Genomic DNA, 25,633 nt, shown 5'->3' on the forward strand with positions numbered 1-25,633 from the left:
GACCGGGGGGAGGTGCCGCTAGGCTCGTAGATCGTGACCACGCGCACTCAGGAAACCCGCCAGGACATCCGCATCGACCGGTTTGCCGCCGGGCTCGACGGCGACCGGCCCGACGCCAGGACCCTCGGCTGGTTCGAAGCGGTCAGGTTCGGGTTCCACGACGGCAAGCCCGATGCCTCCGACATCGCCGCCTACGCCCGGGTCTACGGGATGGACCAGCGAATCCTGTGGGGTGCCTACGACGACACGCAGCGCCCTGGCGTGTGGGACCCCCAAGTACCTGTCGCTACTTACGCCACCATGGTCAACACCCTGAACGTGGGCGGCGGGCAGCTGCTGGACACCCACCTGATCACCGCGGTGACGGTCCGGGCGACGCATCGGCGCCGCGGCCTGCTGCGGCGGATGATCACCGACGACCTGAAGCAGGCGGCCGGCCGGGGACTCGCGATGGCGGCGCTCACCGCTTCCGAGGCCACCATCTACGGACGCTTCGGGTTTGGCGCGGCGACGTTCATTCGCGAAGTGGAAATCGATGCCCGCGAACGGTTCGGGCTGCGCGCCGCGGCGACGGGGACGATGGAGTTGGCCGACCCGGCTTCGCTCCAGGACCTGGCGCCGGAAATATTCAACGGGTTCCATACCCGGACCTCTGGCTCGATCGGGCGCCAGGCCAGTTACGCCTTCCGCGTCTCGGGCCGCTGGAGCGAGGACAAGGCGTCGGAAGACAAGTCGCTGCGGGCGGCCGTCCATTACGACGGCGACGGCCGGCCGGACGGCTATGTCAGCTACCGCTTTGCCGGCTGGGACAGCAAGCCCTACACCGTGAAAGTGGCTGACCTGGTTGCCGCCGGGCAGGATGCGTACCTGGAGTTGTGGCGTTACCTCGGGTCGCTGGACCTGGTGGAACGGATCAAGTTCCCGCTCGGGCCGGTGGAAGATCCGCTGGCGTGGGGACTGGCGGACAGCCGCGGCTACGAGGTGGCGGCGGTCGAAGATGTGTTGTGGCTGCGCGTGCTGGACCCGGTAGCGGCCCTCCAAGCCAGGCCGTACCTGCACGACGGCTCGTGCACCCTGCGGATCACCGATCCGCTGGACATCTGCTGCGGCGCCTACCGGCTGACCGTCAAGGACGGCCGGGGAGTGGTCGACGTGCTGCCGGAGGACGCGGACGTCGACGCCACAGTGCCCGTGGATTCCCTGGGCTCGCTCTATCTGGGCGGAGTCCGGGCGCGGACCCTGGCGGCGGGCGGCCACTTCTCCGGTACGTCAGCGGAGGCAGTGTCCAGGATGGACCGACTGTTCGCAACGGACACCGCTCCGTATTGCATCACGCATTTTTGACCCTTCCGGGAGAGGGGCCGCGGGCACAGTTTCGGCGTGCACCTGCGCCTTGACGGGGCGAGTCGCTTTGCCGGGATTGGCGCGACCAGTTAGACTTATTGGGCGCGTAATGCGTATGGAGAGCCCTTCGGTGAAGGGCAGGCTCCATGAGCTTCACCAAAACACATCAGTCCGTTTCCGTAAACGGCAATGCATCCCTTGTGCTGCAGCGGTTCAATGCTGCTGCGCGCCGGGAAGCAGGGCAGCAGCGGAACTCAGAAAACTATCCACATCGGAGCCCCTACTACATGACCATCACCTCCACCGAGAAGCCCGGTACCCCGCAGGTCGCCATCAACGACATCGGTACCGCTGAAGACTTCCTCGCAGCCGTCGACGCGACCATCAAGTACTTCAATGATGGCGATCTGGTCGAAGGCACTGTCGTCAAGGTTGACCGCGACGAAGTCCTGCTCGACATCGGTTACAAGACCGAAGGTGTCATCCCCTCCCGCGAGCTTTCCATCAAGCACGACGTCGACCCGGGCGAAGTTGTCTCCGTCGGCGACGAGGTCGAAGCCCTGGTGCTGACCAAGGAAGACAAGGAAGGCCGCCTGATCCTGTCCAAGAAGCGTGCTCAGTACGAGCGCGCCTGGGGCGACATCGAGAAGGTCAAGGAAGAGGACGGCGTTGTTACCGGCACCGTCATCGAGGTTGTTAAGGGTGGCCTGATCCTCGACATCGGCCTGCGCGGCTTCCTGCCCGCGTCCCTCGTCGAGATGCGCCGCGTGCGCGACCTGGCTCCGTACATCGGCCAGCAGATCGAAGCGAAGATCATCGAGCTGGACAAGAACCGCAACAACGTTGTGCTGTCCCGCCGTGCATGGCTTGAGCAGACCCAGTCCGAGGTCCGCTCCACCTTCCTCAACAAGCTCGAGAAGGGCCAGGTCCGTCCGGGCGTCGTCTCCTCGATCGTCAACTTCGGTGCCTTCGTGGACCTGGGCGGCGTCGACGGCCTCGTGCACGTCTCCGAGCTGTCCTGGAAGCACATCGACCACCCGTCCGAGGTCGTCGAGGTTGGCCAGGAAGTCACCGTCGAGGTGCTCGAGGTGGACCTGGACCGCGAGCGCGTGTCCCTGTCCCTGAAGGCCACCCAGGAAGACCCGTGGCAGACCTTCGCCCGCACCCATGCGCTGGGCCAGATCGTCCCGGGCAAGGTCACCAAGCTGGTTCCGTTCGGTGCGTTCGTCCGCGTCGAAGACGGCATCGAGGGCCTGGTCCACATCTCCGAGCTGGCCGTGCGCCACGTGGAGCTGGCCGAGCAGGTTGTCTCCGTCAACGACGAGGTCTTCGTCAAGGTCATCGACATCGACCTGGAACGCCGCCGCATCTCGCTGTCCCTGAAGCAGGCCAACGAGGGCGTCGATCCGGAGGGCTCCGAGTTCGACCCGGCCCTGTACGGCATGGCTGCCGAGTACGACGAGCAGGGCAACTACAAGTACCCGGAGGGCTTCGACCCGGAGACCAACGAGTGGCTCGAAGGCTACGAGGCGCAGCGCGCCGCGTGGGAGCAGCAGTACGCCGACGCCCAGGCGCGCTGGGAAGCCCACAAGAAGCAGGTTGCTGCCTCCATGGCAGAGGAAGCCGAGGCTCCGAGCGAGTCCGAGGCCGCACCGACCAGCTACTCCTCCGACGCCCCGGCGGCTCCGGCCTCCAGCGGCGGCACCCTGGCTTCCGACGAAGCCCTGGCTGCGCTGCGTGAGAAGCTGACCGGCCAGTAACAACGGCCCTCGGCGCCGGGGCAACCCGGCATCGCTGACTGAGGAACCCCCGCACCCCCAGGGCGCGGGGGTTCCGCCGTCTGCTGCGCCTTTCCTAAGCGCCGGAAGACCGTCGCTGCGCGGCCGGTGCTCGCCTCGGGGTTGCTGCGGTCCTTGCCCGGTACTGGCGTGGGATTTAGGGTGAGGAACGTACGCACACCCACGCAGGCCGTTGGCCGGAATGGAGAGAACATGGCAGAAAAAGTCGACATTCACGCCTTGCAGCGATCCACAGTGTGGGACAGCGAGCAGCAGAAACTGGGCGTGGTGGGGCAGGTCCACCAGGATCCGGAGACCGGAACCATCACCTGGCTCACGGTTGGCCTGGGCCTGGCCGACACCCGCGAAAAGTTCGTGCCGGTCGCCGGAGCCCGCATCGAGTCACGCGACGTGTATGTCGCCTACAGCCATGACACCATCAAGGACTCGCCCTCGCCGGACGCGTCCGACAGCCTCACCCCTGAGGAAGAGGCCGAGTTACGCAGGTACTACGGGACCTAGGGCAGCTCGGGCGGCGAAACGGCAGCAGACGCCCAGGCACGCGGGAGCCGCTCCTCAGCGCCGTGTGCTGACGGTGACCGTGAACTTGGAGTTCCTCGCCACCTGCCGGGTGGGACCCACGAGCCGGTTCAGCGCCGGCTTGTAGGCCAGGTGGCTGTTCCAGACAGTCCAGAGTTCCCCGGCCGGCCCCAGCACCCGCCCGGCGTCGGCGAAGAGCTTCAGCGCGATGCCCGCGTGCACGGCGTTGCCAATGTGGAACGGCGGGTTGAGCACAACCAGCTGCTCGGAGGCCGCCGGTAGTGTGGACAGCGCATCGTCCCGGCAAACCTGCACGCGGTCCGCCACGGCGTTTGCTTCCGCCGTTGCACGTGCCGACGCGACGGCGGAGGCCGACTGGTCGGTGGCCAGTACCCGCATGCCCGGGCGTGAGAGGGCCAGATAGGCCGCGATGGATCCGTTGCCGCAACCGAGGTCGACGGCGCGCTCCGCCTGCCGGGCGCCCGCCAACAAGGGCAGCAGGAACCGTGTCCCGGGATCCAGCTTGGGCCCGCCGAAGGTGCCGCCGAAGGCAAGCAGTCGCAACGGAACCGGCAGCCCGACGTCATGCTCTTCCGCCAGGGGAAAGCGCCCGCCCGTCGCCGGCAGCGGACCCGTGGCCGTGAGCACGCGTGCCTTCTGCCGCGCCAGCCCCGCGGTCACGGAAGAGAAGGAGGCGCCGAGCACGGAATTCATCGCGGTGGTCATGTGCTTGACGCGCCCGCCCGCCAGTACGGTGACGCCCGGCGAGGCGGCCGCCGCGATACAGCCGGCGATCTCCTCCAGCGCATCCAGCGCGCGGGGCAACTGCAGCAGCACGAGCCGTGCGTCGTCGAACGCCGCCGGTTCCAGCAGGAAATTCCGGTAGCCTGCCAGTCCCATCCGCGCGGCGTTGTTGGCCAGGGCCCGCTCGGAGCTGAGCGGGTCCTGAATCACGCGCATGCCCTGCTTGCCGGCTGCCGCGAGGGCCAGCGTCAGCGCCCCGTAGTGGTCGTTGACGACCGTGATCCGGCTGCCGTCCACGCCGTCCAACAGGGGCGCGGCGGTGTCCAGGAGCAACCTGTCCGCCGCGTCGTAGGCGAAGAGGTTGTCAGCCTCCACATCCGGCCAGCGCCGGAGCTCGGGATAATCGAACGCGGGCCGCTCAGTCAAGGTCCACCCATTTCGTGCCCAGCGGGTCCGCGCCCGAACCACCCGAGGTCAGCGCGGCAAGCTGCTCCTCGAACCGGGAAATGACCGCTGGCTCGTCGTCGATCGCCAGGCTGATCCGGACCCCGTCGGCTCCGTACTCGCTGCCAAGCACCACGGTGCCCGCCGCGCGCAGGTCATTTTCCAAACGCCCGGCGTGGGCATGCGCCGCCGGCACCGCGAACAGGCGCATCCGGCGCCGCCGGACCAGCGGCGCGGCCGCCACGGCCTGCGACACCGACTCCGAATAGGCCCGCACCAGTCCTCCGGCTCCCAGCAGGACGCCCCCGAAATAGCGGACGACGACGGCCGCGACGTCGCTGAGGTCCGTCACCCCGGGCGCCGTCTCGCGTTTGAGCAGGGCCTCCAGCATGGGCGCCCCGGCCGTGCCGGCGGGCTCGCCGTCGTCGTTGGAGCGCTGGACGCCCCGGTCCGGGCCCAGCAGGAAGGCACTGCAGTGGTGCCGGGCGTCGTGGAATTCGCGGCGCAGCTCCGCGACCAGGCCGCGGGCTTCTTGCTCCGTTTCCACCCGCCGCAGCACCGTGATGAACCTCGAGCGTTTGATTTCGATCTCGTGCCGGTGCTCGCCGGCTACCGTGGTGTAGCTGCTGCCGGGGGACGGGGGAACCATAGGATCCAGCCTAGTGCGCCCGCCCGGTCCCTTGTCCGGGGGGCTCACGCGTGCCTAGTGTGGGTGCACAGGGCCGCGCCCGCGGTGCGGCCGGAAAGCGCAACGAACGGCGGAACCATGGCGAAAAACCAACCGGAATTCGACCCCCGTGTTTCAGGCGGAAAGGGCCACGGCCCGGCCGCACCTGAGGGCGTCAACGAAGGCCGGGTATCGGCCGACCAAGGCGACTCGGCCAACCCCGATCCCGAGAGCCAGAACATCACCGGACTGGAACCCGGCGGTGGCGTTCCGCCCGGAGAAACGCCGCCCGCCGAAGACCAGATGAGCGCAGACCAAGGGCACGAGGAGTAGCGGGCCCGGGCACCAAAGCCCGGGGGAGGCAGGGCACCGAGGCTTGCGGAGGCAGGACGACGGCGGGCCAGTGCCCGGCAGGACGACGGCGGGCCCGGTGCGGAGGAAGGACGCGGGCGGGCCGGCGCCCGGACCGCCCGCAGCACGTTGGGCCCGCGGTGGCGCGTTGCCTGTCCGCGTGCTGGCTAGACTAAGGCCGTGCTCAGAATCGGACTCACCGGAGGCATCGCCGCCGGAAAATCGCTGGCTGCCCGGCGGCTGGCCGAGCTCGGCGCCACCCTCATCGACGCCGATGCCATCGCCCGGGAAGTGGTAGAGCCCGGCACCGACGGCCTGCGCGCCGTCGTCGACGCGTTCGGCCCCGGGATCCTCACGGCCGACGGCCGGCTTGACCGTCCGGCGCTCGGTGCCCTGGTCTTCAACGATCCCGAACACCGCGAGCGCCTGAACGGGATCGTGCACCCGCTGGTCCGCGCCACCGCTGCCGCGCGGGCGGCGGCGGCGGGCGAGGGCGCCATCCTGGTGCAGGACATCCCGCTGCTGGTGGAAACCGGGCAGAGCCCCTCCTTCCACCTGGTGCTGGTGATCGATGCGCCCGAAGCCGAGCGGCTGCGGCGCATGGTGGAGGACCGCGGCATGAGCGAAACCGACGCCCGCTCCCGCATCGCCGCCCAGGCCTCGGCGGCCGAACGCCGGGCCGCCGCCGACGTCGTGCTGGAAAACAACGGCAGCCGGGAGGAATTGTCAGCGGCGCTGGACGCGCTCTGGGCGGAACGCCTGATGCCCTTCAACCGCAACCTCTTGGCCGGGCGGCTGGCTCCGCGCACCGGCCCGCCGGTCTTGCTCGACCCCCAGCCACACTGGCCCACGCAGGCAGCCCTGCTCGCGGCGCGGATCAGCCGCGCCGACCCGCGCATCCTTGCCGTCGACCATGTTGGTTCGACCGCCGTTCCGGGGCTGCCGGCCAAGGACGTGCTGGACCTGCAGGTGACCGTGGGCAGCCTGGACGACGCCGACTCCGCCGCGGACGCACTCGCGGCCGCCGGCTTCCCGCGCTGGCCCGGCACCTGGCGTGACACCCCGAGACCACAGCACCCGGAGCCCGGGGACTGGCAGAAAAGACTGCACGGCAACGCCGACCCGGGCCGCGCCGTCAACGTCCACATCCGGGCAGCAGGTTCCCCGGGGTGGCGCTACGCCCTGCTGTTCCGCGACTGGCTGCGGGCCAACCCCCGCGCGGCTGCGGCCTATCTGGCCGAGAAGCGTCGGCTCGCCAGCCTGCATGCGTCCGACCCCTCCACCGGCGCCTACGCACGTGCGAAGGACGACTGGTTCAGCCGGACGGCCGATCCGCAGATGAACGAATGGGCCCGGGACACCGGGTGGAAACCGCCCGCCGTCGGCAGCTAGCGGCGCCGGCCTCACCCCGCGGACGGGGCGAACTGGCTGGCGGTGAACACGGCGCCCTGCGGGTCCCGGATCAGGGCATCCCGGGTCCAGTCGGACGTGGTTTGGCCAAGCACCGTCCCGCCCCGGCGTTCAGCCTCGGCGGCGGTCTCGTCGCGGTCGGCGACCGTGAACGCCACGTGCCAGTGTGCCGTCTCGCCGGGCTGCAGGCCCGTGAGCCACCCGATGGCATCGGCGAATCCCGGCGGGACGTTGATGCCCGACTGGCGCTCGCGGATGCCGGGATCACTGGTCGCCTGCAGGTGGTCGCCATAGCCGGGGACGCGAATCATGCTGCCGAAACCGACGTCGTCGAAGCGCCAGCCGAAGACCTCTCCGTAGAAGGCCGACGCTGCGGCGGGATCGGCGGCGTGCAGGTCGCTGAAGTTCCAGGCGCCCGGCATATTGACCGCCTGGGCACCCGGCCGGTTCCGCGCCTGCCAGAGCCGGAACGGGACGCCGGCCGGATCCGCACACAGCGTCGCCCGGCCGCCGTCACCTGCGTCGGCCGGGCCGGAGAGCACCTGACCGCCCGCGGAGCGGATCCTCTCCGCCGCCGCTTCCGAATCCAAGACGGCGACGTACGTGTTCCACGCGGGGGTGGCGCCCGCTGTGCCCTCGCCGAGGCCGGCAACGTCCCGGCCGTCGAGCCTGGCGATCACATAGCGCGGAGATACCCCCGGCGGAGTGGCCTCGGCGAAGGTCCAGCCAAAGATCCCGCCGTAGAAGTCCTTGGCCGCCTCAAGGTCACGGTGTTCGACGTCGATCCACGACGTCACACCCTCGGGATAGGTCCGGACGAGGTCCATGGCGTGCCTTCCGTTCATCGTCGGCTGCACCCACAGATTTACCGCACGCGGCGGCTACCGGGCAATGGTCAGCGGGCAAGGCACGCGCGGATCCGCTGCCCGGGTTAGGCCCAGAGCGATTCCGGACCCAGCCTGACCGCAATCGGGTCTACCGTTAACGTCATGAGTCTTGCGCAGGACATCAAACGCGTTGTGGCGCCCTTCGAAGTCGTCAGCGAATTCCAGCCCGCCGGCGACCAGCCGGCCGCCATCGCAGAACTGACCGAACGGATCCAGGCGGGCGAGAAGGACATCGTGCTGCTCGGTGCCACCGGCACCGGCAAGTCCGCGACCACCGCCTGGCTGGTGGAAAAGGTGCAGCGGCCCACCCTGGTGCTGGTGCAAAACAAGACCCTGGCCGCGCAGCTGGCCAACGAGTTCCGTGAGCTGCTGCCCAACAACGCCGTGGAGTACTTCGTCTCCTATTACGACTACTACCAGCCGGAAGCCTACGTGGCACAGACGGATACTTTCATCGAGAAGGACTCCTCCATCAATGAGGAAGTCGAACGTTTGCGCCACTCTGCCACCAACGCGCTGCTGACCCGGCGCGACGTCATCGTGGTGGCCACCGTGTCCTGCATCTACGGTCTGGGCACGCCGGAAGAATACATCGCCGGCATGGTCACGCTCCGTAAGGGCGCGGAAATGAACCGGGATGACATGCTGCGCCGGTTCGTCGCCATGCAATATGCCCGCAACGACATCGACTTCCACCGGGGCACGTTCCGGGTCCGGGGCGACACCGTGGAGATCATTCCGATGTACGAGGAACTGGCCGTGCGGATCGAGTTCTTCGGGGACGAAATCGAGAACATCCAGACGCTGCATCCCGTTACCGGGGAGATCATCCGCGAAGAGACTGAAATGTACGTCTTCCCGGCATCGCATTATGTGGCCGGTGAGGACCGGATGAGCCGGGCGATCAGGGACATCGAGGACGAACTGCGCGACCGGCTGCAGGTCCTGGAGTCGCAGAACAAGCTGGTGGAGGCGCAGCGGCTGCGGATGCGCACCACCTATGACCTCGAAATGATGCAGCAGATGGGGTTCTGCAACGGCATCGAGAACTACTCGCGGCATATCGACGGCCGCGGTCCGGGCACCGCGCCGCACTGCCTGCTGGATTACTTCCCGGACGATTTCCTGCTGGTGATCGACGAATCGCACGTTACTGTGCCGCAGATCGGCGCGATGTACGAGGGCGACATGTCCCGCAAGCGCAATCTGGTGGACTACGGTTTCCGCCTGCCGTCCGCGATGGACAACCGGCCGCTGAAGTGGGACGAGTTCCTGGAACGGATCGGCCAGACCGTCTACCTCTCCGCCACGCCGGGCAAGTACGAGCTGTCCAAGTCCGACGGCTATGTCCAGCAGATCATCCGGCCCACGGGCCTGGTGGACCCCGAGGTCATCGTCAAGCCGACCAAGGGCCAGATCGACGACCTGCTGGGCGAGATCAATGCGCGCGTGGAGCGTAACGAACGCGTCCTGGTCACCACGTTGACCAAGCGGATGGCCGAGGACCTCACCGACTACCTGAACGAGCACGGCGTGAAGGTCCAGTACCTGCACTCCGACGTGGACACCCTTCGCCGGGTCGAACTGCTCCGCGAGCTGCGGATGGGCACATTCGACGTGCTGGTGGGCATCAACCTGCTGCGCGAGGGCCTGGACCTGCCGGAGGTCTCGCTGGTCGCCATCCTGGACGCAGACAAGGAAGGCTTCCTGCGCAGCAGCACCTCGCTGATCCAGACCATCGGCCGTGCCGCCCGCAACGTGTCGGGGCAGGTGCACATGTACGCGGACAAGATCACCGACTCGATGGCCAAGGCGATCGAGGAGACGAACCGCCGCCGGGAGATCCAGGTCGCGCACAACAAGAAACACGGGGTGGACCCGCAGCCCCTGCGGAAGCGGATCGCCGACATCACCGACCAGCTGGCCCGCGAGGACGCCGACACCGAGCAACTTCTCAAGGAGTTCGACTACGGCAAGGGCAAGCGGGGGTTGTCCGCCGCCGTGCCCAAGGACAAGATCCGCCGCGACGGCCTGGCTGCGGCACCGGCCGAGGATTTGGGCGAGCTGATCGCCCAGATGACGGAGCAGATGCACGCCGCCGCGGCGGAGCTGCAGTTTGAGCTGGCTGCCCGGCTGCGCGACGAGGTCTCCGACCTGAAGAAGGACCTCCGGCAGATGCGCGCCGCGGGCCACGCCTAGGCCCTCAACAGCCTGCCGCCCGCACTTCCGGCGGTGAAACGACGACGGCGGTGCGCACCCGCCGTCGTCACGCGCACCTGCGCTACACTTGACCGAGCGTAGGGGAGTATCCCGAACACTGTGGACGTCAACACGCGGGGCATCGACGCCCCGCCGGGCGCAGTGGCCTGGCCGCAGAGCGGCAGGCGGAGAGACTTGCGGCGAACACTCGCACCCGCGCACCGCACCCGCGCGGCATCTTCTGTGAAAGGCAAGGTTCCGTGTCGGACCAATTATCGCTGTCCTTTGAGATCACGTCCTTCGTGGTCCTGGGCGCCATCCTGCTGTTCGACCTGCTGTACGTGGTCAAGCGGCCGCACGAGCCGTCCATGAAGGAAGCCGGCCTCTGGGTCGGTTTCTACGTCACCCTGGCGCTGATCTTCGCGGGCATGCTGTTTTGGCAGGCCGGACCCGACTACGGCCAGGAATTCGTGGCGGGCTGGATCACCGAGTACAGCCTCAGCGTGGACAACCTGTTTGTCTTCATCATCATCATGGCCAGGTTCTCCGTGCCGAGGAAGTACCAGCAGGAAGTGCTGATGTTCGGCATCATCATCGCGCTGATCCTGCGGGGCATCTTCATCTTGCTGGGCGCGACGCTGATCGCCCAGTTCAGCTGGGTCTTCTACATCTTCGGGGCGTTCCTGCTCTGGACCGCCTGGAAGCAGGCAACAGACTCGGGCGAGGACGAGGAAGAGGGCTCCGAGTCCGGGCTGATCTCCCGGCTGACCAAGAAGCTGCCGGTCAGCGAGCACTACGACGGCAACAAGCTGCGCACCACGGTCGACGGCAAGCGCCTGTTCACCCCCATGGTCATGGTCTTCATTACCATCGGTATGACCGACCTGCTGTTCGCTGTAGACTCCATCCCGGCGATCTTCGGCCTCACCCAGAGCGCGTTCATCGTCTTCACGGCGAACATCTTCGCGCTGATGGGTCTGCGCCAGCTTTACTTCCTGTTGGGCGGCCTGATGGACCGCCTGGTCTACCTCAAGCACGGGCTGTCGGTCATCCTGGCCTTCATCGGCGTGAAGCTGATCTTCCACGCGCTGCACGAGAACGAGTTGCCGTTCATCAACGGCGGCCAGCACGTCGAGTGGGTCCCGGAGATCAGCACCCAGCTGTCGCTCGGAGTGATCATCGGCACCCTGGTGGTCGCCACGGTGGCCAGCCTGCTCAGCCCGGCCGGCCGTCAGGCAGCCATCGATGCGCGGCTGGCGAAGGACGCCGAGCGCGCAAGGGCCGACAGCGAGGCCGCAAGGGCCGACAGCGAGGCCGCCCGGGCCGACGCCGAGCCGGCCCGGTCCAACGCTGAGCGCGTCCAGTCGGAGGCCGAGCGCGCCAAGTCCGACACCGAGTAACGGCGGTTTAATCGGTTGCAGGTCGACTAGGATCGGCGTGTGACCCAGCAACCAGACGCGGCGCTGAACGCAGACCCTCGCACGAGGGCCGTTCAGCGCCGCGTCGTTGTTTCCCTGTCCCTGGCCCAGCTGTTCAGCGGCTTGGGCCACGGCGCCGGGCTGGCCATCGGCTCGCTGCTGGCCGTGGAGCTCACCGGCAGCGAGGCCCTGGCGGGAACGTCCACGATGGCGATAGCACTGGCGGGCGCGCTGGCGGCGCTGCCGTTGGCCGGTGTCGCCGCCCGTTCCGGACGCCGGCGGGCGCTGGTCACCGGTCTGCTGCTGGCCCTGCTGGGTTCGGCGTTGATGGCGCTGGCACCGGTCACCGGATCCTTTGCGGTGCTGCTGGCCGGCTCCGCCCTCTTGGGGGTCGGCAACGCGGCCAACCTGCAGGCCCGTTTCGCGGCGGTGGACCTGGCCGTGCCACAGCATCGCGGCCGGGACCTGGCCTTCGTGGTCTGGTCCATCACGGTCGGTGCCGTGGCCGGCCCCAACCTGATCCGCCCGGGCGCCGAATTGGGCGCTGCGCTCGGGTTGCCCGAATCCTCCGGACCATTCCTGTTCTCGATGGCGGGCATGGCCATCGGCGCGGCGCTGCTGCTGGTGGGCCTGCGGCCGGACCCGTTGGGCTATGCGCGCGCACGCGGCGGCGGGGAAGCCCTACCGGTCAACCGCCGCGGAACCCTGCGGACGGGCGTGGCGGCGATCCGGCACCATCCCATGGCCGCGCTCGGATTGGCGTGCGTGGTGGGCGCCCAGCTGGTGATGGTAGCGGTGATGTCCATGACGCCCGTGCACCTGCAGGCGCTGGACCATGCCGGCGGGCACCAGCACAGCCAGACAGACACGTTCGCCATCATCGGCTTCACGATCTCGCTGCACCTGGCCGGCATGTACGCACTCTCGCCGCTGATGGGCTGGCTGACCGACCGGCTGGGACGAACCCGCACCATAGCGGCCGGGCAACTGGTCCTCCTGGCCGCGACGGCGCTGGCCGGGTTGGGACAGCAGGACACGTGGCTGGTGGGTGCCGGTCTGGTGTTGCTGGGCCTGGGGTGGTCGGCCTCGGTGATTGCCGGCTCCACGCTGTTGGCCGAGTCGGTGCCGGAGTCCGGCCGCGTGCCGGCCCAAGGCCTGTCCGACACGCTGATGGGCGCCGCCGGGGCCATGGGGGCAGCCCTGTCCGGCCCGCTGCTGGCCGCCCTGGGGTTCGGCGGCCTGAACGCGGCGGCCGCCGTCGTTGCCTGCGTCTTGCTGGCGATGGCTTTCGCCGCCCGCAGCCGGGGCATCCCGGCAGGCGTGGGTGTCGGCGACAGGAGCCCATCGTGAGCCATCGGGTAAAAGCGCATTCGGGCACGTTTGCCGGGCCGTGAGGGACGGCAGTCAGCCCCGGACCATGCCGAGCAGGCGCCGGAAGACGGCCTCGCCGTCGTCCGCAATGCCGTCGTGATGGAACTCACCGGTTTCCCAGACCTGCAGCCCCTTCACCCGCGCGGCCGTTTCCAGGGACAGGCCGCGCTCCACGTAAATGTCGTCGCGATAGACGGCCGCGGCGGCGGGGACGTCGTTCCCGGCCAGCCGGTCGGCGTCGTAGAGCGCCGGCCAGTCCGACTTCGCCGCCAGCAGCTCGGCCACCTCCCGCAGCGGCACCAGGGCCGGGTCCTGCTCGAAGTACCAGGGATAGACCATCTCGCCGGTGAGCAGCGGCTCGTCCGCCTCCGGGGCGAACTGCGGGAACTCCCGGAGCACGCGCCACGCCGCCCACCCGGTCGCTTCGCCCTGAGCATAGATGGATTCGTGCATCAGGGCATAGAGGGGGTTGGAAGCACGGCCCGCCAGCGCGGAGACCTGCTCAAGGAAGGTATCCGAGAGCCGCCGGCCGGACGGCGTCGGGACAAAGGCGTCCTCCAGCAGGTAGTGCAGGGCGTCGATCCGGGTGTTGCCGCCCAAAAACGACCCGGCCATCTGAAACCGGCCGGTGGTCAGTCGCTCGCCGGACGGCAGGTACTCGGGCACCGATTCCAGGTGTCGTGCGACGGCGGTGACCCGGGCCCGGTCTTCCGGGTAGCGGGCGAAGTATTCCCGGTTGCGTGCTTCCACCCGGGGAAACGTGGCCCGGTAGACCTGCTCGGCTCCTCCCGCCAGCGGGGCCAGGCCGCCGGTGATCAGCACTTCCCGCAGCCCCTCGGGTGCGAGGGAGAGGTAGGTCAGCGCACAGAAGCCGCCGTAGCTCTGCCCGAAGATGCTCCACGGTCCGCTGCCGAGCTCCTGCCGGATCAGCTCGGCGTCACGCACGATCGAGTCCGCACGGAAATGGCACAGGAAGGCCGCCTGCGCCGCCGCGTCGCCGCGCAACGGCAGCGTCTGCCGGTTCACGGGGGAGGAGAGGCCGGTGCCGCGCTGGTCCAGCATGAGGATGCGGAAGGTCTTGGCCGCCTCCTTCATCCAGCCGGACAACGACGTCACCCGGTTGCCTCGGCCGCCGGGCCCGCCCTGCAGGAACAGCAGCCACGGCAGACGCGCCGCGGCGCCGTCGTCGTGTTCCAGGGATGAATACTCGCGGGCGAAGATCTCGAGGGTTTCGCCGTCCGGATCCGCATGGTCGAGCGGCACGTCAAAGAAATACCCGGCCGTCCGCATGCCGCGGATGCGGTGCGTTCCGGTCACTCGGTGTCCGGTCACGGGTGCACCCGGCCGGCGCCCGAGCCGAACGAGGCGAGGGCGTCGCCGGCCAGCCGGAACGTCGACCATTCCTCCTGCATCCGGGCGCCGAGGCTGCGGTAGAAGTCGATGGACGGGCGGTTCCAGTTCAGTACCGCCCACTCCACCCGGGCGTACCCCGACGCCACCGCGTGGCTGGCCAACGTCTGCAGCAGGGCCTTGCCGTAGCCGCGTCCGCGGGCCTCGGGCCGTACATACAGGTCCTCCAAATAGATGCCGTGCACACCCTCCCACGTGGAAAAGTTCCGGAACCAGAGGGCGAAACCCTGCACACCGCCGTCGTCTTCCGCCACGTGCGCGAAGACCGACGGCCGGGCCGAAAACAGGGCGTGCCGCAGCTGTTCGGGCGTGGTTTTGACCGCGTCCGGTTCCTTCTCGTACACGGCCAGGTCGCGGATCAGGTCGAGGATAACGGGGACATCGGCTTCGTCGGCCGGGCGGATCACAGACATGACAAAAGCCTAGCGTCCCGGAGCGGGCGCTACGGCTTGAGCACCACCTTGATGCAGCCGTCGTCCTTCTTCTGGAATTTCTCGTACATTTCCGGGGCCTGAGCCAGCGGGGCCGTGTGCGTGACCAGGTCGCCGACGCCGAGCGGATCCGCCGGATCAGCCGCCAGCGGCAGCACATCGTCGATCCAGCGCCGGACGTTGCACTGGCCCATCCGCAGCGTGACCTGCTTGTCGAAGAGCGTCAGCATCGGCATGGGGTCGGCCTGGCCGGCGTAGACGCCGGACAGCGAGATGGTGCCGCCGCGGGCCACGGCGTCGATCGCGGCGTGCAGGACGGAGAGGCGGTCCAGCCCTGCCGTCGACATCAGCTTCCTGGCCACGGGGTCGGGGAGGAGTCCGACGGCGAATTGCGCGGTGGCCGCCGCGGTCGCGCCGTGCGCCTCCATGCCGACGGCGTCGACCACCGACTCCGGACCGCGGCCCCGGGTCGCGTCGCGCAGTTCGTCGGCGATCTTTGGTCCCCACATCAGGGTCTCGATGCCGTGCCTGCGGGCCATTTCCAGCCGCTCCGGAACAAGGTCGATCCCGATCACGCGGTGGCCCAGATGGCGGCCGATGCGGGCGGCGAACTGGCCGACCGGCCCGAGCCCGAAAACCGCCAGCGTGCCGCCGTCGGGAACCTGGGCGTAGGCCACCGCCTGCCACGCGGTCGGGAGGATGTCGGAGAGGAACAGGTATTGCTCGTCCGGCGCCTGGCTGTCCTCGATCTTGATGGGGCCGTAGTCCGCGTGCGGGACGCGCAGGAACTCGGCCTGCCCGCCCGGAACCGAGCCGTAGAGCTCGGTGTAGCCGAACAGTGCGGCACCTGAACCCTTGTCCTTGACCTGCGTGGTTTCGCACTGCGACTGCAACCCCCGGCTGCACATGTGGCAGCGCCCGCACGCGATGTTGAAGGGAACCACCACCCGGTCGCCGGGCTTGAGCCCCGGCACGGCGCTTCCGGTCTCCTCGACGATCCCCATGGGTTCATGGCCCAGGACGTCGCCGGGCGACAGGAACGGGCCAAACAGCTCGTAGAGGTGCAGATCGGATCCGCAGATGGCGGTGGAGGTCACCCTGATGATGGCGTCCGTGGGTTCCCGCAGCACCGGGTCCGGAACCTGCTCGACGCTCAGCTTCCGTTTGCCTTGCCAGGTCAGTGCTTTCACGCTTGTCCCCCTGTCGCGCCGCCCGGGGGAGCGCAGGCCGCGCCCCCCGGAAGGTAAGTGTGCTTACCACCCTAGGGTCGCCGCCAACCGCCTGCAAGCGGAAGCCGCCGGCCGGCCCGGGCCGACCCGCCGACCTCAGCCGCCGGCCGGTCCGACGTCGAGAATCCGGATCGCGGCCGCTCCCGTCTCGTTGCTGGCGGCAAGGTCCACCTCGGCGCTGATGCCCCAGTCCCGGTTGCCGGCCGGGTCATCAAAGATCTGCCGCACCTTCCAGACGGCCGGCTGCTCCTCGATGATCAGCAGCGCCGGTCCGCGCGCATCCGGCCCGATGCCGAGGTCGTCGTACTCCTCGTAGTAGGCGTCCATCGCGTCCGCCCAGCGGTCGGCGTCCCAGCCCGCATCGGCATCCAGGGCACCGAGCTCCTCTTCCTGCTCCTCGGCGAACAGTTCCACCCGGCGGAACAACTCGTTGCGCACCATCACGCGGAAGGCCCGGATGTTATCCGTCAGCTTCGGCGGCTCCTGCGTGAACACCGACTCGGCGGCGTGCTCGGCCGCCAGATCTGCGGCGCCCTTGCCCGCGGCGAGTTCTTCCCACTCGTCCAGCAGGCTGGAGTCGACCTGCCGCACCAGCTCGCCCAGCCAGGCGATGATGTCGGCCAGGTCCTCGCGCAGGGCCTCGGCCGGCACGGTCTGCCGCAGTGCCTTGTAGCCGTCGGTCAGGTAGCGGAGCACTATGCCCTCGCTGCGGGCCAGCCCGTAGAACTGCACGAACTCGCCGAAATTCATCGCCCGTTCGTACATGTCACGGATCACCGACTTCGGCGCCAGTTCAAAATCGCCCAGCCAGGGCGCACCGTGGCGGTAGGTCTCGAAGGCGGCCTCGAGCAGCTCGGCCAGCGGCTGCGGGTAGGTGACCTCGTCCAGCAGGGCCATCCGCTGGTCGTATTCGATGCCGTCGGCCTTCATCGCAGCCACGGCTTCGCCGCGTGCCTTCTTCTCCTGCGCGGACAGGATCTGGCGGGGCTTCTCCAGCGTGGCCTCGATGATGGAGACCACGTCCAGTGCATAGCCGCCGTCCTCGGGGTCCAGCAGGTCCAGGCTGGCCACGGCGAACGGGGAAAGCGGTTGGTTCAGCGCGAAATTCGGCTGCAGCTCCACCTTCAGCCGGACGAGGTGCCCGTGCTCGTCCGGCGCGTCGAGGCGTTCCACCAGGCCGGAAACCACCAGCTCCCGGTAAATGCCCAGTGCCTTCTTGATCAGCTTCAGCTGGGACGCGCGTGTTTCGTGGTTGCGTGTCAGCAGCCGTTTGGCGGCGGCGAACGGGTCCCCGGGGCGCTCGAGAATGTTCAGCAGCATCGCGTGGCTGATGGAAAAGCTGGACGTCAGCGGTTCGGGGTCGCTCTCCACCAGCTTGTGGAAGGTCGGTTCGCCCCAGCTCACGAAGCCGGTCGGCGGCTTCTTCTTCACCACCTGGCGAAGTTTTTTCTGGTCGTCGCCGAACTTGGCCACCGCCTTGGCCATCGCCTTGGTGTTCTCCACCACGTGTTCCGGGGCCTGCACGACGACGGTGCCCGCCGTGTCATAGCCGGCCCGGCCCGCCCGCCCGGCGATCTGATGGAATTCGCGCGCGTTGAGCAGGCGGGTGCGCACGCCGTCGTACTTGCTCAAGGCGGTCAGCAGCACGGTGCGGATGGGCACGTTGATGCCCACCCCCAGGGTGTCGGTGCCGCAGATGACCTTCAGCAGCCCGGCCTGCGCCAACTGCTCCACGAGCCGGCGGTACTTGGGCAGCATGCCCGCGTGATGGACGCCAATGCCGTGCCGGACCAGGCGGTTGAGGGTCTTGCCGAAGCCGGCCGCGAACCGGAAACCGGAGATCAGTTCCGCGATGCGGTCCTTCTCCTCCCGGGTGCAGACGTTGATGCTCATGAGGTTCTGTGCGCGCTCAATGGCTTCCAGCTGGCTGAAGTGCACCACGTAGACGGGTACCTGCCTGGTGGAGAGCAGTTCCTCCAGCGACTCCTGCACGCTGGTCTGCACATAGTAGTAATGCAGCGGAATGGGGCGTTCGGCCGAACTGACGGTGACCGTCGCCCTGCCGGTGAGGTCGGTGAGTTCCTTCTCGAATCGGGTCACGTCGCCCAGCGTCGCGGACATCAGCAGGAACTGCGCCTGCGGCAGTTCCAGCAGCGGCACCTGCCAGGCCCAGCCGCGCTGCGGGTCGGAGTAGTAGTGGAACTCGTCCATGACCACCGTGCCAAGGTCCGCGGCGGAGCCCTCACGCAACGCGATGTTGGCCAGTATCTCGGCGGTGCAGCAGATGATCGGGGCGTCCTGGTTGACCGACGAGTCGCCGGTGACCATGCCGACGTTCTCCGGGCCGAAGATGTCGCACAGGGCGAAGAACTTCTCCGACACGAGCGCCTTGATGGGTGCCGTGTAATAGCTGACGGTCCCGGCGGACATGGCGTGGAAGTGGGCCGCGATCGCGACCAACGACTTCCCCGACCCGGTGGGGGTAGCCAGGATGACGTTGTTGCCGGTGACCAGCTCCATGACGGCCTCGTCCTGGGCAGGGTAGAGCGACATTCCACGGGATTCGACCCACTCGGTGAACCAGGTGTAGACGTCGTCGGGATCTGAGGCAGTGCCGGTACCCGGCAGGAGCTGGAGAAGATTCATGTTGTTTCCAGCTTATGCGGTGGTCGCGCCGCGCCATGCGGGCACCCGGCGGTGCGCCGCCCCGGCGGGGGCGTGGCGTAACGTACTGCCCATGCACTGGGACCCGCAGAAGTATGTGGAATTCGCCGGCCACCGCGACCGGCCGTTTTTTGACCTGACCGGAAGGATCGCCGCCGACGACCCCGCAGTGGTGGTGGATCTGGGCTGCGGCCCGGGCGGCCTGACGGCGGCGCTCGCCGACCGCTGGCCCGCCGCCAGCATCACCGGAGTGGATTCCTCGCCCGAGATGATCCGGCAGGCGCAGCAGCGGCACACCTCGGCCAGGTTATCGTTCGCGGCCGGGGATATCCGGACCTGGACCCCTCCGGCGGAGCTGGACGTGCTGGTGTCCAACGCCGCGCTGCAGTGGGTGCCCGGGCACCAGGACCTCATGCGTTCCTGGCTGCGCGCCATGAAGCCCGGCAGTTGGCTCGCCGTGCAGGTACCCGGCAACTTCGCCGCGCCGTCGCACGCGCTCATGCGGGCGCTCGCCGGCTCGCCGCGGTGGCATCGCCGGCTGGACGGGGTGCTTCGCCACGAGGACGCGGTCTCCGAACCCGAGGACTACCTCATGCTGCTACGGGACGAAGGCTGTGACGCCGACGTCTGGGAAACGACCTACCAGCAGTTGCTCCAGGGGCCGGATCCGGTGCTGGAGTGGGTCAGGGGGACCGGCTTGCGCCCCGTCCTGGCCGCCCTGCCGGCGGCAGAAGCGGCCAAGTTCGAATCAGAGTACGCCACGCTGCTGCGCGACGCCTACCCGGCCGGCGAGCACGGAACCGTGTTCGGATTCCGCCGGATCTTCGCGGTGGGGCGCAAGCTCGGCTGAGTCTTCTGTTCTCCGCTTTCCTCCGGACGACCGCCCCGCGACCCGGTGTGCGGCGCAGGGGCGGTCCTCGAAGGCCGGGCGTTTCGCTTCTACGGCGTGGGCGTTCCGCCGTTGACGTTCAGCGTCTCGCCGGAAACGTAGCTCGACTCCGGCGAGGCCAGATAGACGTAGGCCGGCGCCAGTTCGGTGGGCTGCCCGGCACGGCCGAGGGGAACGTTTTTGCCAAACTCCGGCAGCTTTTCCTTCGGCTGTCCCGCGCTGACCTGCAACGGGGTCCAGAAGGGGCCGGGGGCCACGGCGTTGACCCGGATCCCGCGGCTTGCCAGCTGCTGCGCAAGACCCTTGGTGAAGTTGTTGATGGCCGCCTTGGTGGAGGCGTAGTCCAGCAGGACCGGCGAGGGATTGTAGGCCTGGACCGAGGTCGTGTTGATGATCGTCGAGCCCGGCGGCATGTGCGGCACGGCGGCCTTGGTGATCCAAAACATGGCAAAAACATTTGTGCGGAACGTGTCCTCGAACTGTTCGTCGCTGATGTCTTCGATTTTCTCGACGGCGATTTGGCGCCCTGCGTTGTTGACCAGGATGTCCAGCCCGCCCAACTGTTCCACCGCCTTGGCGACCAGCTCGCGGGACGCCTCGGCATCGGAAATATCGCCCGGAAGCAGCACCGCCTTCCGGCCATCCTGCTCGATGACCGAAGCGACGTGCCGGGCATCGGATTCCTCCGCCGGAAGGTAGGAGAGGGCGACGTCGGCTCCCTCGCGGGCGAACCCGATGGCGACGGCGGCGCCGATGCCGGAGTCAGCTCCCGTGATCAGGGCCTTGCGGCCGGTCAGCCGGCCGGTGCCGCGGTACGACTCTTCGCCGCGGTCGGTCTCGGGCTCCAGCTCTTTGTCCAGCCCGGGCTCCGGCTGGCTCTGTTTGGGCGGCGAGATGCTGGGAAAACGGTCTACCGGATTCTGGAAGGTGTACTGATCCGTCATGTCTGGCTCCCTTCTAACGGCCGCTGCGAAGGCTCCGCCGGCACCGTTGGTGCTCCACTGGAGTGGAAGGCGTGGCCGGGGAGCGGCCGGTATGGTCAGTATGCTGATCGTGATGCCACCCTACGCTGTCGTGCATCGGGTCGTACAGCCGGGTAGCGGCCTGCCCTCCCGTAAGGATCCGGAAGCGCGAAGGGTCGGCCCCGGGCGAACCGGCCCGAAGGTCAGCAAGCTTTCTACTTGGCCCGCGGCGCGATACTCTGGCTAAACCTGTAGGAAAACCTGAACCGAAAGAGGTGCTGATATGGGTATGGGCGACAAGTTCGATGCTGCGAAGGACAAGGTGACCGGCAAGGTCAACGAAGCCGTCGGCGAGGCGAGGGATGACAAGTCCCAGCAGCTGAAGGGCAAGGGCCAGCAGGTCGAGGGCGAGGCCAAGGACAAGATCGCCGACGCCAAGGCCCACCTGAACGAGGACGCCGACCGTGTTGCCGACGACACCGAAGGCGGCGCCAGGCGCTGATCCGGTTCCTTTGTCACTGAGCCCCCGTGAGCCGCTGGTTCACGGGGGCTCCGTGGCTTAAGGCGCGGGCCGCCCTTCAATTCCCCCGCGCCCTGTGGTAATTGTAAGTAACCTTATAAATCAGCTTGGCGTGCTCGTCCCCGCTGGCCGGACGGTGCGCGAAGCGGCTCGAACTACCTGAAGGGACTGATATCCGTGACAACCGCAAGGGAAATCATGACCGGTGGTGTTGAATGCATTGGCGAGAACGAGACGCTGGAGCTGGCCGCGCAAAAAATGCGGGACCTCGACGTGGGGTCGTTGCCCATTTGCGGTGAGGACAACAGGCTCAAGGGCATGGTCACCGACCGCGACATTGTGGTCAAGTGCCTGGCCGACGGGCGGGACCCGCGCGAGGTGAAAGCGGGCGAACTGGGCCAAGGCAAGCCGGTGACCATCGGCGCGGACGACAGCATCGAAGAGGCCATCAGAACCATGCAGGACCATCAGGTGCGCCGGCTGCCGGTCATCGATGGACACGACCTGGTCGGAATACTCAGCCAGGCTGACGTCGCCCGCAACTATCCGGAGGACCGGGTGGGTGAACTGGTCGAGTTCATCTCCTACTGATCCCGGCGGCCATGATGTCGGAGCAGTTGCCGGAGGCGTATGCCAGGTACCTGGCCGGATGTGAGCCGACCCAGGCCGACGCGATCCTGCCGGTGCTGAAGCAATCGGCCGCCGAAGGCGATCGCGGCGTGCTGGTCCGCTTCCTCCCCAACGAAGTGCAAGCCATGGCGGCCGAGGAGGTCCCGTTCGGAACCATCCGGGAAGAACGCTACGACGAATGATCATCCCGCCGTCCCCGGCGGACGGGTGCCCGGGATGCCCACGGCATCCCGGGCTGCCGCCTGTCAAGACCAAGGCGTAAAATTAACCGCGCCGGCGCGATAATACAGTCATTCGTTGCCGGAGGGGGGAAGCGCTTGTAAGCTCGCAGCAGTTGGAGCCGAATCGGCTCCCGGGCTATCTGGAGGCTGCGCATGGACAGGTCCGATGCCGGTCGGTATGCAGGGGGTTTCATCGGTTTGGGGCGGGACTGATGCGGCACCGCCATCTGTCACCCGCCGACGAATTTCCCATGGATCTGGCCCCCCTCGGGGACCCCGAACTGCTGGCACTGTACGGCAGGGCCATGCGCCAGCTCGAGCGGGAAAGCATCCAGTTCGGCGCGGCCGACCCCGAGACCGAGTTTCGCTTGGAGGAACTGCGCGTTGAACTGGACCGGCGCGACAGCAGGGACGCGCTGCAGGCCAGCAAGCGGCGGGTCCGTGGCCTGTACGGCAAACCAGGGGGCGAACCGCCGGACTCGCTGTATGACGGCACCAGCTAGGTCCGCCCGGGGCTGCTTTCGTGGCGGCTGATCCAAGCGGCCCGTGCCGCGGGCGGCCGTACACCCTTTCGGGGGCGCCGCCGCGGCGCCTATGCTGCTTTTCCAACCTCAGTATGATGGGTTACAAACAGTATACTTATCATTAGTTGGATTGCAGATTGGAAGGGCAGAAGATCATGATTGCCAATGACAGTTCAAGTGCCCATGCCGGCCAGGACCGGGAACCGGGAAGCGCGTTGCCCGATCCCTCGTGCTCTGCCTGCAGCACCGACGAGTACCTGGTCTTCGATGCCGTAACGCTGCTGCCGCCGCAGGCCGGGGCGCCCGCACTGCCGCGATGGGACGTCAGCTATTGGTGCAGCCGCTGCGACGCTTACTACGGGCACGAAACCTTCAAGGTGCCGGCCACGGAATCCGAGAGCGTCGGTATCGATTTCGGCGCCGAGGGCTACATGCACTGCGGGGAGCCCATGCAGCCGGTGGAACGCATCGACCACTCCATCGTTGATCCCGTGGATGCAGGCTCCCCGGAAACCGGGCCGCTACCTACCGTGCGGGTCGACGTCGAAATCCTTCGCTGCAGCTGCGGATTTAAGATGGAGGTGCCCGTCTGAGGCTAAGGCGCAGCAACGTCCGTGCACCCGGCATCACCCGCCGGCGCCACGGGACGGGGTTCTCCTACCGCAACCCCGACGGTTCGAGGCCTGCCGGGGACGAGCTCCGAAGGATCAAGGCGTTGGCGGTCCCGCCGGCGTGGTCGGATGTGTGGATCTGCCCGGCACCCAACGGGCACATCCAGGCCGCGGGAACCGACGATGCCGGGCGGCGGCAATACATCTACCATGCCCGTTGGCGGGAACTGAGGGATCGCGAAAAGTTTGACCGCTCCCTGGCGTTCGGAGCCACCCTGACCACCGCGCGCCGCAAGGTGACGAGGCTGCTGAGGTCCGGCGAACGAACCCGCCCGGTGGCCTGTGCCGTTGCCTTCCGCCTGCTGGACAGCGCGTCGTTGCGGATCGGTTCGGAAGTCTACGCCGAAGACAACGGATCCTACGGGGTTACGACGTTGTTGGTTCGCCACGTGCAGGTGCGGGAAGATACCGTCCGGCTGCATTTTCCCGGGAAGAGCGGACTGCAGTGGGACGTGGAACTGAAGGATCCGGATATCGCCGTCCAGCTGGCGGCGGTGCGGACCCTGAAGGCCGACGATCCGGCCATCGGTTACCGCAACGGCACCGGAGACTGGTCGGGGCTCGCCGCGTCGGAGTTGAACGAGTTTATCCACGAACTCTGCGGGCCGGAGTTCAGTGCCAAGGATTTCCGGACGTGGCAGGGAACGGTAACGGCCGCCGTGGCACTGGCCGGCTACACCGGCAAGCCGAATCTCACCGGACGGCGCAAGGCCGTGGTCGCAGCCATGCACGCCGTCTCGGAGCGGCTGGGCAATACGCCCGCCGTCGCCCGCAAGTCGTACGTGGATCCGCGGCTCGTGGACCGCTTTATGGCGGGACAGATCCCGGACGCCGCCACGTACTCCGCGGCGGAACGCAGCCTGCCGTCCTTCCTGGCCTGACAGGGGCAGCCTGCCATCCTTCCTCGGGTGGCAAGGGAGCGAAAGCAGCCCGCGGCGCTAGAATTAGAGAGCCCCGGCAGGCGGGATTCCCCCCAACGTCCACGTCTGTCGGGGTTGAATGCGCCCTACCAGCCGCGCGATTTCCACTCGTCCAGATGAGGCCGTTCTGCCCCGAGGGTGGTGCCGGCGCCATGGCCCGGATGGACCACCGTGTCGTCGGGCAGGTAGTTGAACACCCGTTCGGCCACATCGTTGAAGAGGGTTGAAAACCGTTCCGGGTCCTGCTGCGTGTTGCCCAGCCCGCCCGGAAACAGGGAATCTCCGGTGAACAGGTGCGGCGGACCCTCGGGTGCGCGGTAGAGCAGCGCCACGGAACCCGGCGTGTGCCCGCGCAGCTTGATGGCTTCCAACGAGAATCCGTCGAAGCGGCCGACGTCCTGATGCTCGAGCGCAACATCGGTCCGCACCTCGATCTGCGGAATATCCTCCACCCCGGCCGCCGTTTTGGCGCCGGTAGCGGCCACCGCCTCCGGCAGGGCCCGGACATGGTCCCAGTGGCTGTGCGTGGTCACGATCAGGGCAACCTCGGCCGGCCGCCCGGCATCCGCGGCGCCCTCGCGCAGCAGTTGCTGGATGGCCGGAAAGTCATCGGCGGCGTCGATCAACACCTGGGTGCCGGAAGCCTTGGCCGTCAGCAGATAGACGTTGTTGTCCATCTCGGAAACGGAAATACCGCGGATGGTGACTGCAGGATCTTCGTGAAGCAACATGCTTCCCAGCCTACCGACAGTCGACCCGGACGGCTCAGGATGTCATTCTGGTTGTAGCAGCGGACAGGCAGCGCGATGCTGGGGACACGACGAGGAGCGGGCGCAGACGATGGAAGCGAGCGAGTTTGACTGGCGGATGAACCGCGACAGCGCCGTGCCGCTCTTCGAGCAGTTGAGGCTGCGGATCATCGAAGCGGCCGATGCCGGCGAACTCCCGGTAGGCACGAAGCTGCCGCCCGTCAGGCGGTTGGCCGACCATCTGGGTGTGGTCCCGAATACCGTGGCACGCGCCTACCGGGAGCTTGAAACTGCCGGGCGGGTGGAAACCCACGGCCGGGCCGGCACCGTGGTCAGCGCCGGAGCCGGCAAGGCCCGGCAACAACTGGGCGATGCCGCCGAAGCATTCGCCCGCGCCGTTCACGGCCAAGGGATCGGCGGCAAGGAAGCACTCGCCGCCGCCAAGGCCGCGTTGGAGCGCCACGGCATCAAGTAGGCGGCATCAGGCGTCGTCTGGCGCCGGCCGGGGAGCCGACGATTGCGGACGCTCTCTGTCCGCAGGTGCCGTCCGCCGTGACCGATGTAATACAAGTTCGAACGAATTTTCGATTAGAGTAGATACCGTGCTAAAAGCAAGCGAAGCGTCCGTCCCGGCGACCGATTCCGAGTCTGCCACCTCCG

General features: G+C 67.8%; 25 protein-coding genes. 16 read left to right on the forward strand and 9 right to left on the reverse strand.

What is annotated here, in order from left to right:
• Nucleotides 1–33: 33 nt before the first annotated feature.
• The 3 genes from AC5RWG_RS01120 to AC5RWG_RS01130 all read left to right on the forward strand — a co-directional run bounded on the left by AC5RWG_RS01120 (nt 34) and on the right by AC5RWG_RS01130 (nt 3,644).
• Nucleotides 34–1,344, forward strand: coding sequence for a GNAT family N-acetyltransferase (locus tag AC5RWG_RS01120; protein WP_494166250.1), 1,311 nt, complete (start codon nt 34–36; stop codon nt 1,342–1,344).
• A gap of 287 nt (nt 1,345–1,631) precedes the next feature.
• A complete protein-coding gene (gene rpsA, locus AC5RWG_RS01125) occupies nt 1,632–3,104 on the forward strand; it encodes a 30S ribosomal protein S1 (RefSeq protein WP_493980210.1) in 1,473 nt (490 codons plus the stop codon).
• A 231-nt stretch (nt 3,105–3,335) separates the two neighbouring features.
• On the forward strand, nt 3,336–3,644 hold the full coding sequence (locus tag AC5RWG_RS01130; RefSeq protein WP_494013903.1) for a PRC-barrel domain-containing protein: 309 nt from the start codon (nt 3,336–3,338) through the stop codon (nt 3,642–3,644).
• A 54-nt stretch (nt 3,645–3,698) separates the two neighbouring features.
• Here AC5RWG_RS01130 and AC5RWG_RS01135 read toward each other — a convergent pair whose 3' ends face one another.
• Both AC5RWG_RS01135 and AC5RWG_RS01140 read right to left on the reverse strand, forming a co-directional pair.
• Nucleotides 3,699–4,832 carry a class I SAM-dependent methyltransferase gene (locus AC5RWG_RS01135; protein ID WP_494023154.1) on the reverse strand — a complete coding sequence of 378 codons (1,134 nt, stop codon included), beginning with the start codon at nt 4,830–4,832 and terminating at the stop codon, nt 3,699–3,701.
• The gene (locus tag AC5RWG_RS01140; protein WP_494023153.1) at nt 4,825–5,499 is read right to left on the reverse strand and encodes an IMPACT family protein; all 675 of its coding nucleotides are present in this window, start codon (nt 5,497–5,499) and stop codon (nt 4,825–4,827) included. Before AC5RWG_RS01140 ends, AC5RWG_RS01135 begins: the two co-directional genes overlap by 8 nt.
• Nucleotides 5,500–5,616: 117 nt before the next feature.
• Here AC5RWG_RS01140 and AC5RWG_RS01145 point away from each other — a divergent pair, with 117 nt between their 5' ends.
• Nucleotides 5,617–5,850, forward strand: coding sequence for a DUF6480 family protein (locus AC5RWG_RS01145; protein WP_493999616.1), 234 nt, complete (start codon nt 5,617–5,619; stop codon nt 5,848–5,850).
• A gap of 198 nt (nt 5,851–6,048) precedes the next feature.
• Nucleotides 6,049–7,260, forward strand: a complete 1,212-nt coding sequence (coaE, locus tag AC5RWG_RS01150) for a dephospho-CoA kinase (RefSeq protein WP_494166251.1) — start codon at nt 6,049–6,051, stop codon at nt 7,258–7,260.
• Between the two features lie 11 nt (nt 7,261–7,271).
• Here the strand turns inward: coaE and AC5RWG_RS01155 are convergent, their stop codons facing one another.
• Nucleotides 7,272–8,105: a VOC family protein gene (locus AC5RWG_RS01155; RefSeq protein ID WP_494023151.1), complete on the reverse strand. Its 834-nt coding sequence runs from the start codon at nt 8,103–8,105 to the stop codon at nt 7,272–7,274.
• A gap of 162 nt (nt 8,106–8,267) precedes the next feature.
• On the opposite strand from AC5RWG_RS01155, the gene uvrB reads away from it, so the two are divergent.
• From uvrB to AC5RWG_RS01170, 3 genes are all read left to right on the forward strand, one after another.
• Nucleotides 8,268–10,364, forward strand: coding sequence for an excinuclease ABC subunit UvrB (uvrB, locus tag AC5RWG_RS01160; protein ID WP_494074523.1), 2,097 nt, complete (start codon nt 8,268–8,270; stop codon nt 10,362–10,364).
• 260 nt (nt 10,365–10,624) lie between these two features.
• A complete protein-coding gene (locus AC5RWG_RS01165) occupies nt 10,625–11,764 on the forward strand; it encodes a TerC/Alx family metal homeostasis membrane protein (RefSeq protein WP_493999620.1) in 1,140 nt (379 codons plus the stop codon).
• A 39-nt stretch (nt 11,765–11,803) separates the two neighbouring features.
• The gene (locus AC5RWG_RS01170; RefSeq protein ID WP_494074522.1) at nt 11,804–13,132 is read left to right on the forward strand and encodes an MFS transporter; all 1,329 of its coding nucleotides are present in this window, start codon (nt 11,804–11,806) and stop codon (nt 13,130–13,132) included.
• A gap of 54 nt (nt 13,133–13,186) precedes the next feature.
• On the opposite strand, the gene AC5RWG_RS01175 is transcribed toward AC5RWG_RS01170, so the two are convergent.
• From AC5RWG_RS01175 to AC5RWG_RS01190, 4 genes are all read right to left on the reverse strand, one after another.
• On the reverse strand, nt 13,187–14,443 hold the full coding sequence (locus AC5RWG_RS01175) for an alpha/beta fold hydrolase (RefSeq protein ID WP_494001249.1): 1,257 nt from the start codon (nt 14,441–14,443) through the stop codon (nt 13,187–13,189).
• Between the two features lie 38 nt (nt 14,444–14,481).
• A complete protein-coding gene (locus tag AC5RWG_RS01180) occupies nt 14,482–14,976 on the reverse strand; it encodes a GNAT family N-acetyltransferase (RefSeq protein WP_493999622.1) in 495 nt (164 codons plus the stop codon).
• A gap of 29 nt (nt 14,977–15,005) precedes the next feature.
• Nucleotides 15,006–16,184 carry a zinc-dependent alcohol dehydrogenase gene (locus AC5RWG_RS01185; protein ID WP_493999623.1) on the reverse strand — a complete coding sequence of 393 codons (1,179 nt, stop codon included), beginning with the start codon at nt 16,182–16,184 and terminating at the stop codon, nt 15,006–15,008.
• A 135-nt stretch (nt 16,185–16,319) separates the two neighbouring features.
• Nucleotides 16,320–18,869 (reverse strand): DEAD/DEAH box helicase, encoded by a 2,550-nt coding sequence (locus AC5RWG_RS01190; protein ID WP_494074521.1) that lies wholly within the window; start codon nt 18,867–18,869, stop codon nt 16,320–16,322.
• A 91-nt stretch (nt 18,870–18,960) separates the two neighbouring features.
• Between AC5RWG_RS01190 and AC5RWG_RS01195 the strand changes: the two genes are divergently transcribed.
• The gene (locus AC5RWG_RS01195; RefSeq protein WP_493999625.1) at nt 18,961–19,737 is read left to right on the forward strand and encodes a trans-aconitate 2-methyltransferase; all 777 of its coding nucleotides are present in this window, start codon (nt 18,961–18,963) and stop codon (nt 19,735–19,737) included.
• A gap of 89 nt (nt 19,738–19,826) precedes the next feature.
• Here AC5RWG_RS01195 and AC5RWG_RS01200 read toward each other — a convergent pair whose 3' ends face one another.
• Nucleotides 19,827–20,720, reverse strand: a complete 894-nt coding sequence (locus AC5RWG_RS01200) for a glucose 1-dehydrogenase (protein WP_493999626.1) — start codon at nt 20,718–20,720, stop codon at nt 19,827–19,829.
• A 301-nt stretch (nt 20,721–21,021) separates the two neighbouring features.
• Here AC5RWG_RS01200 and AC5RWG_RS01205 point away from each other — a divergent pair, with 301 nt between their 5' ends.
• From AC5RWG_RS01205 to AC5RWG_RS01230, 6 genes are all read left to right on the forward strand, one after another.
• Entirely contained in the window at nt 21,022–21,240 is a 219-nt protein-coding gene (locus tag AC5RWG_RS01205; RefSeq protein WP_493999627.1) for a CsbD family protein, read from the forward strand.
• A 195-nt stretch (nt 21,241–21,435) separates the two neighbouring features.
• Nucleotides 21,436–21,849, forward strand: coding sequence for a CBS domain-containing protein (locus AC5RWG_RS01210; RefSeq protein WP_493999628.1), 414 nt, complete (start codon nt 21,436–21,438; stop codon nt 21,847–21,849).
• Between the two features lie 14 nt (nt 21,850–21,863).
• The gene (locus AC5RWG_RS01215) at nt 21,864–22,070 is read left to right on the forward strand and encodes a hypothetical protein (RefSeq protein ID WP_494166252.1); all 207 of its coding nucleotides are present in this window, start codon (nt 21,864–21,866) and stop codon (nt 22,068–22,070) included.
• Between the two features lie 290 nt (nt 22,071–22,360).
• Complete coding sequence (locus AC5RWG_RS01220; protein ID WP_493999630.1) at nt 22,361–22,612, forward strand: hypothetical protein; 252 nt, start codon at nt 22,361–22,363, stop codon at nt 22,610–22,612.
• Nucleotides 22,613–22,770: 158 nt separating this feature from the next.
• Nucleotides 22,771–23,226: a hypothetical protein gene (locus AC5RWG_RS01225; RefSeq protein WP_493999631.1), complete on the forward strand. Its 456-nt coding sequence runs from the start codon at nt 22,771–22,773 to the stop codon at nt 23,224–23,226.
• A gap of 32 nt (nt 23,227–23,258) precedes the next feature.
• Entirely contained in the window at nt 23,259–24,185 is a 927-nt protein-coding gene (locus tag AC5RWG_RS01230) for a DNA topoisomerase IB (protein WP_494001250.1), read from the forward strand.
• A 125-nt stretch (nt 24,186–24,310) separates the two neighbouring features.
• Here AC5RWG_RS01230 and AC5RWG_RS01235 read toward each other — a convergent pair whose 3' ends face one another.
• Nucleotides 24,311–24,955 (reverse strand): MBL fold metallo-hydrolase, encoded by a 645-nt coding sequence (locus tag AC5RWG_RS01235; RefSeq protein WP_493999632.1) that lies wholly within the window; start codon nt 24,953–24,955, stop codon nt 24,311–24,313.
• Nucleotides 24,956–25,064: 109 nt separating this feature from the next.
• Between AC5RWG_RS01235 and AC5RWG_RS01240 the strand changes: the two genes are divergently transcribed.
• The gene (locus tag AC5RWG_RS01240; protein ID WP_493978542.1) at nt 25,065–25,448 is read left to right on the forward strand and encodes a GntR family transcriptional regulator; all 384 of its coding nucleotides are present in this window, start codon (nt 25,065–25,067) and stop codon (nt 25,446–25,448) included.
• Nucleotides 25,449–25,633: the final 185 nt, after the last annotated feature.

It is taken from the genome of Arthrobacter sp. Y3221160, assembly GCF_059092585.1.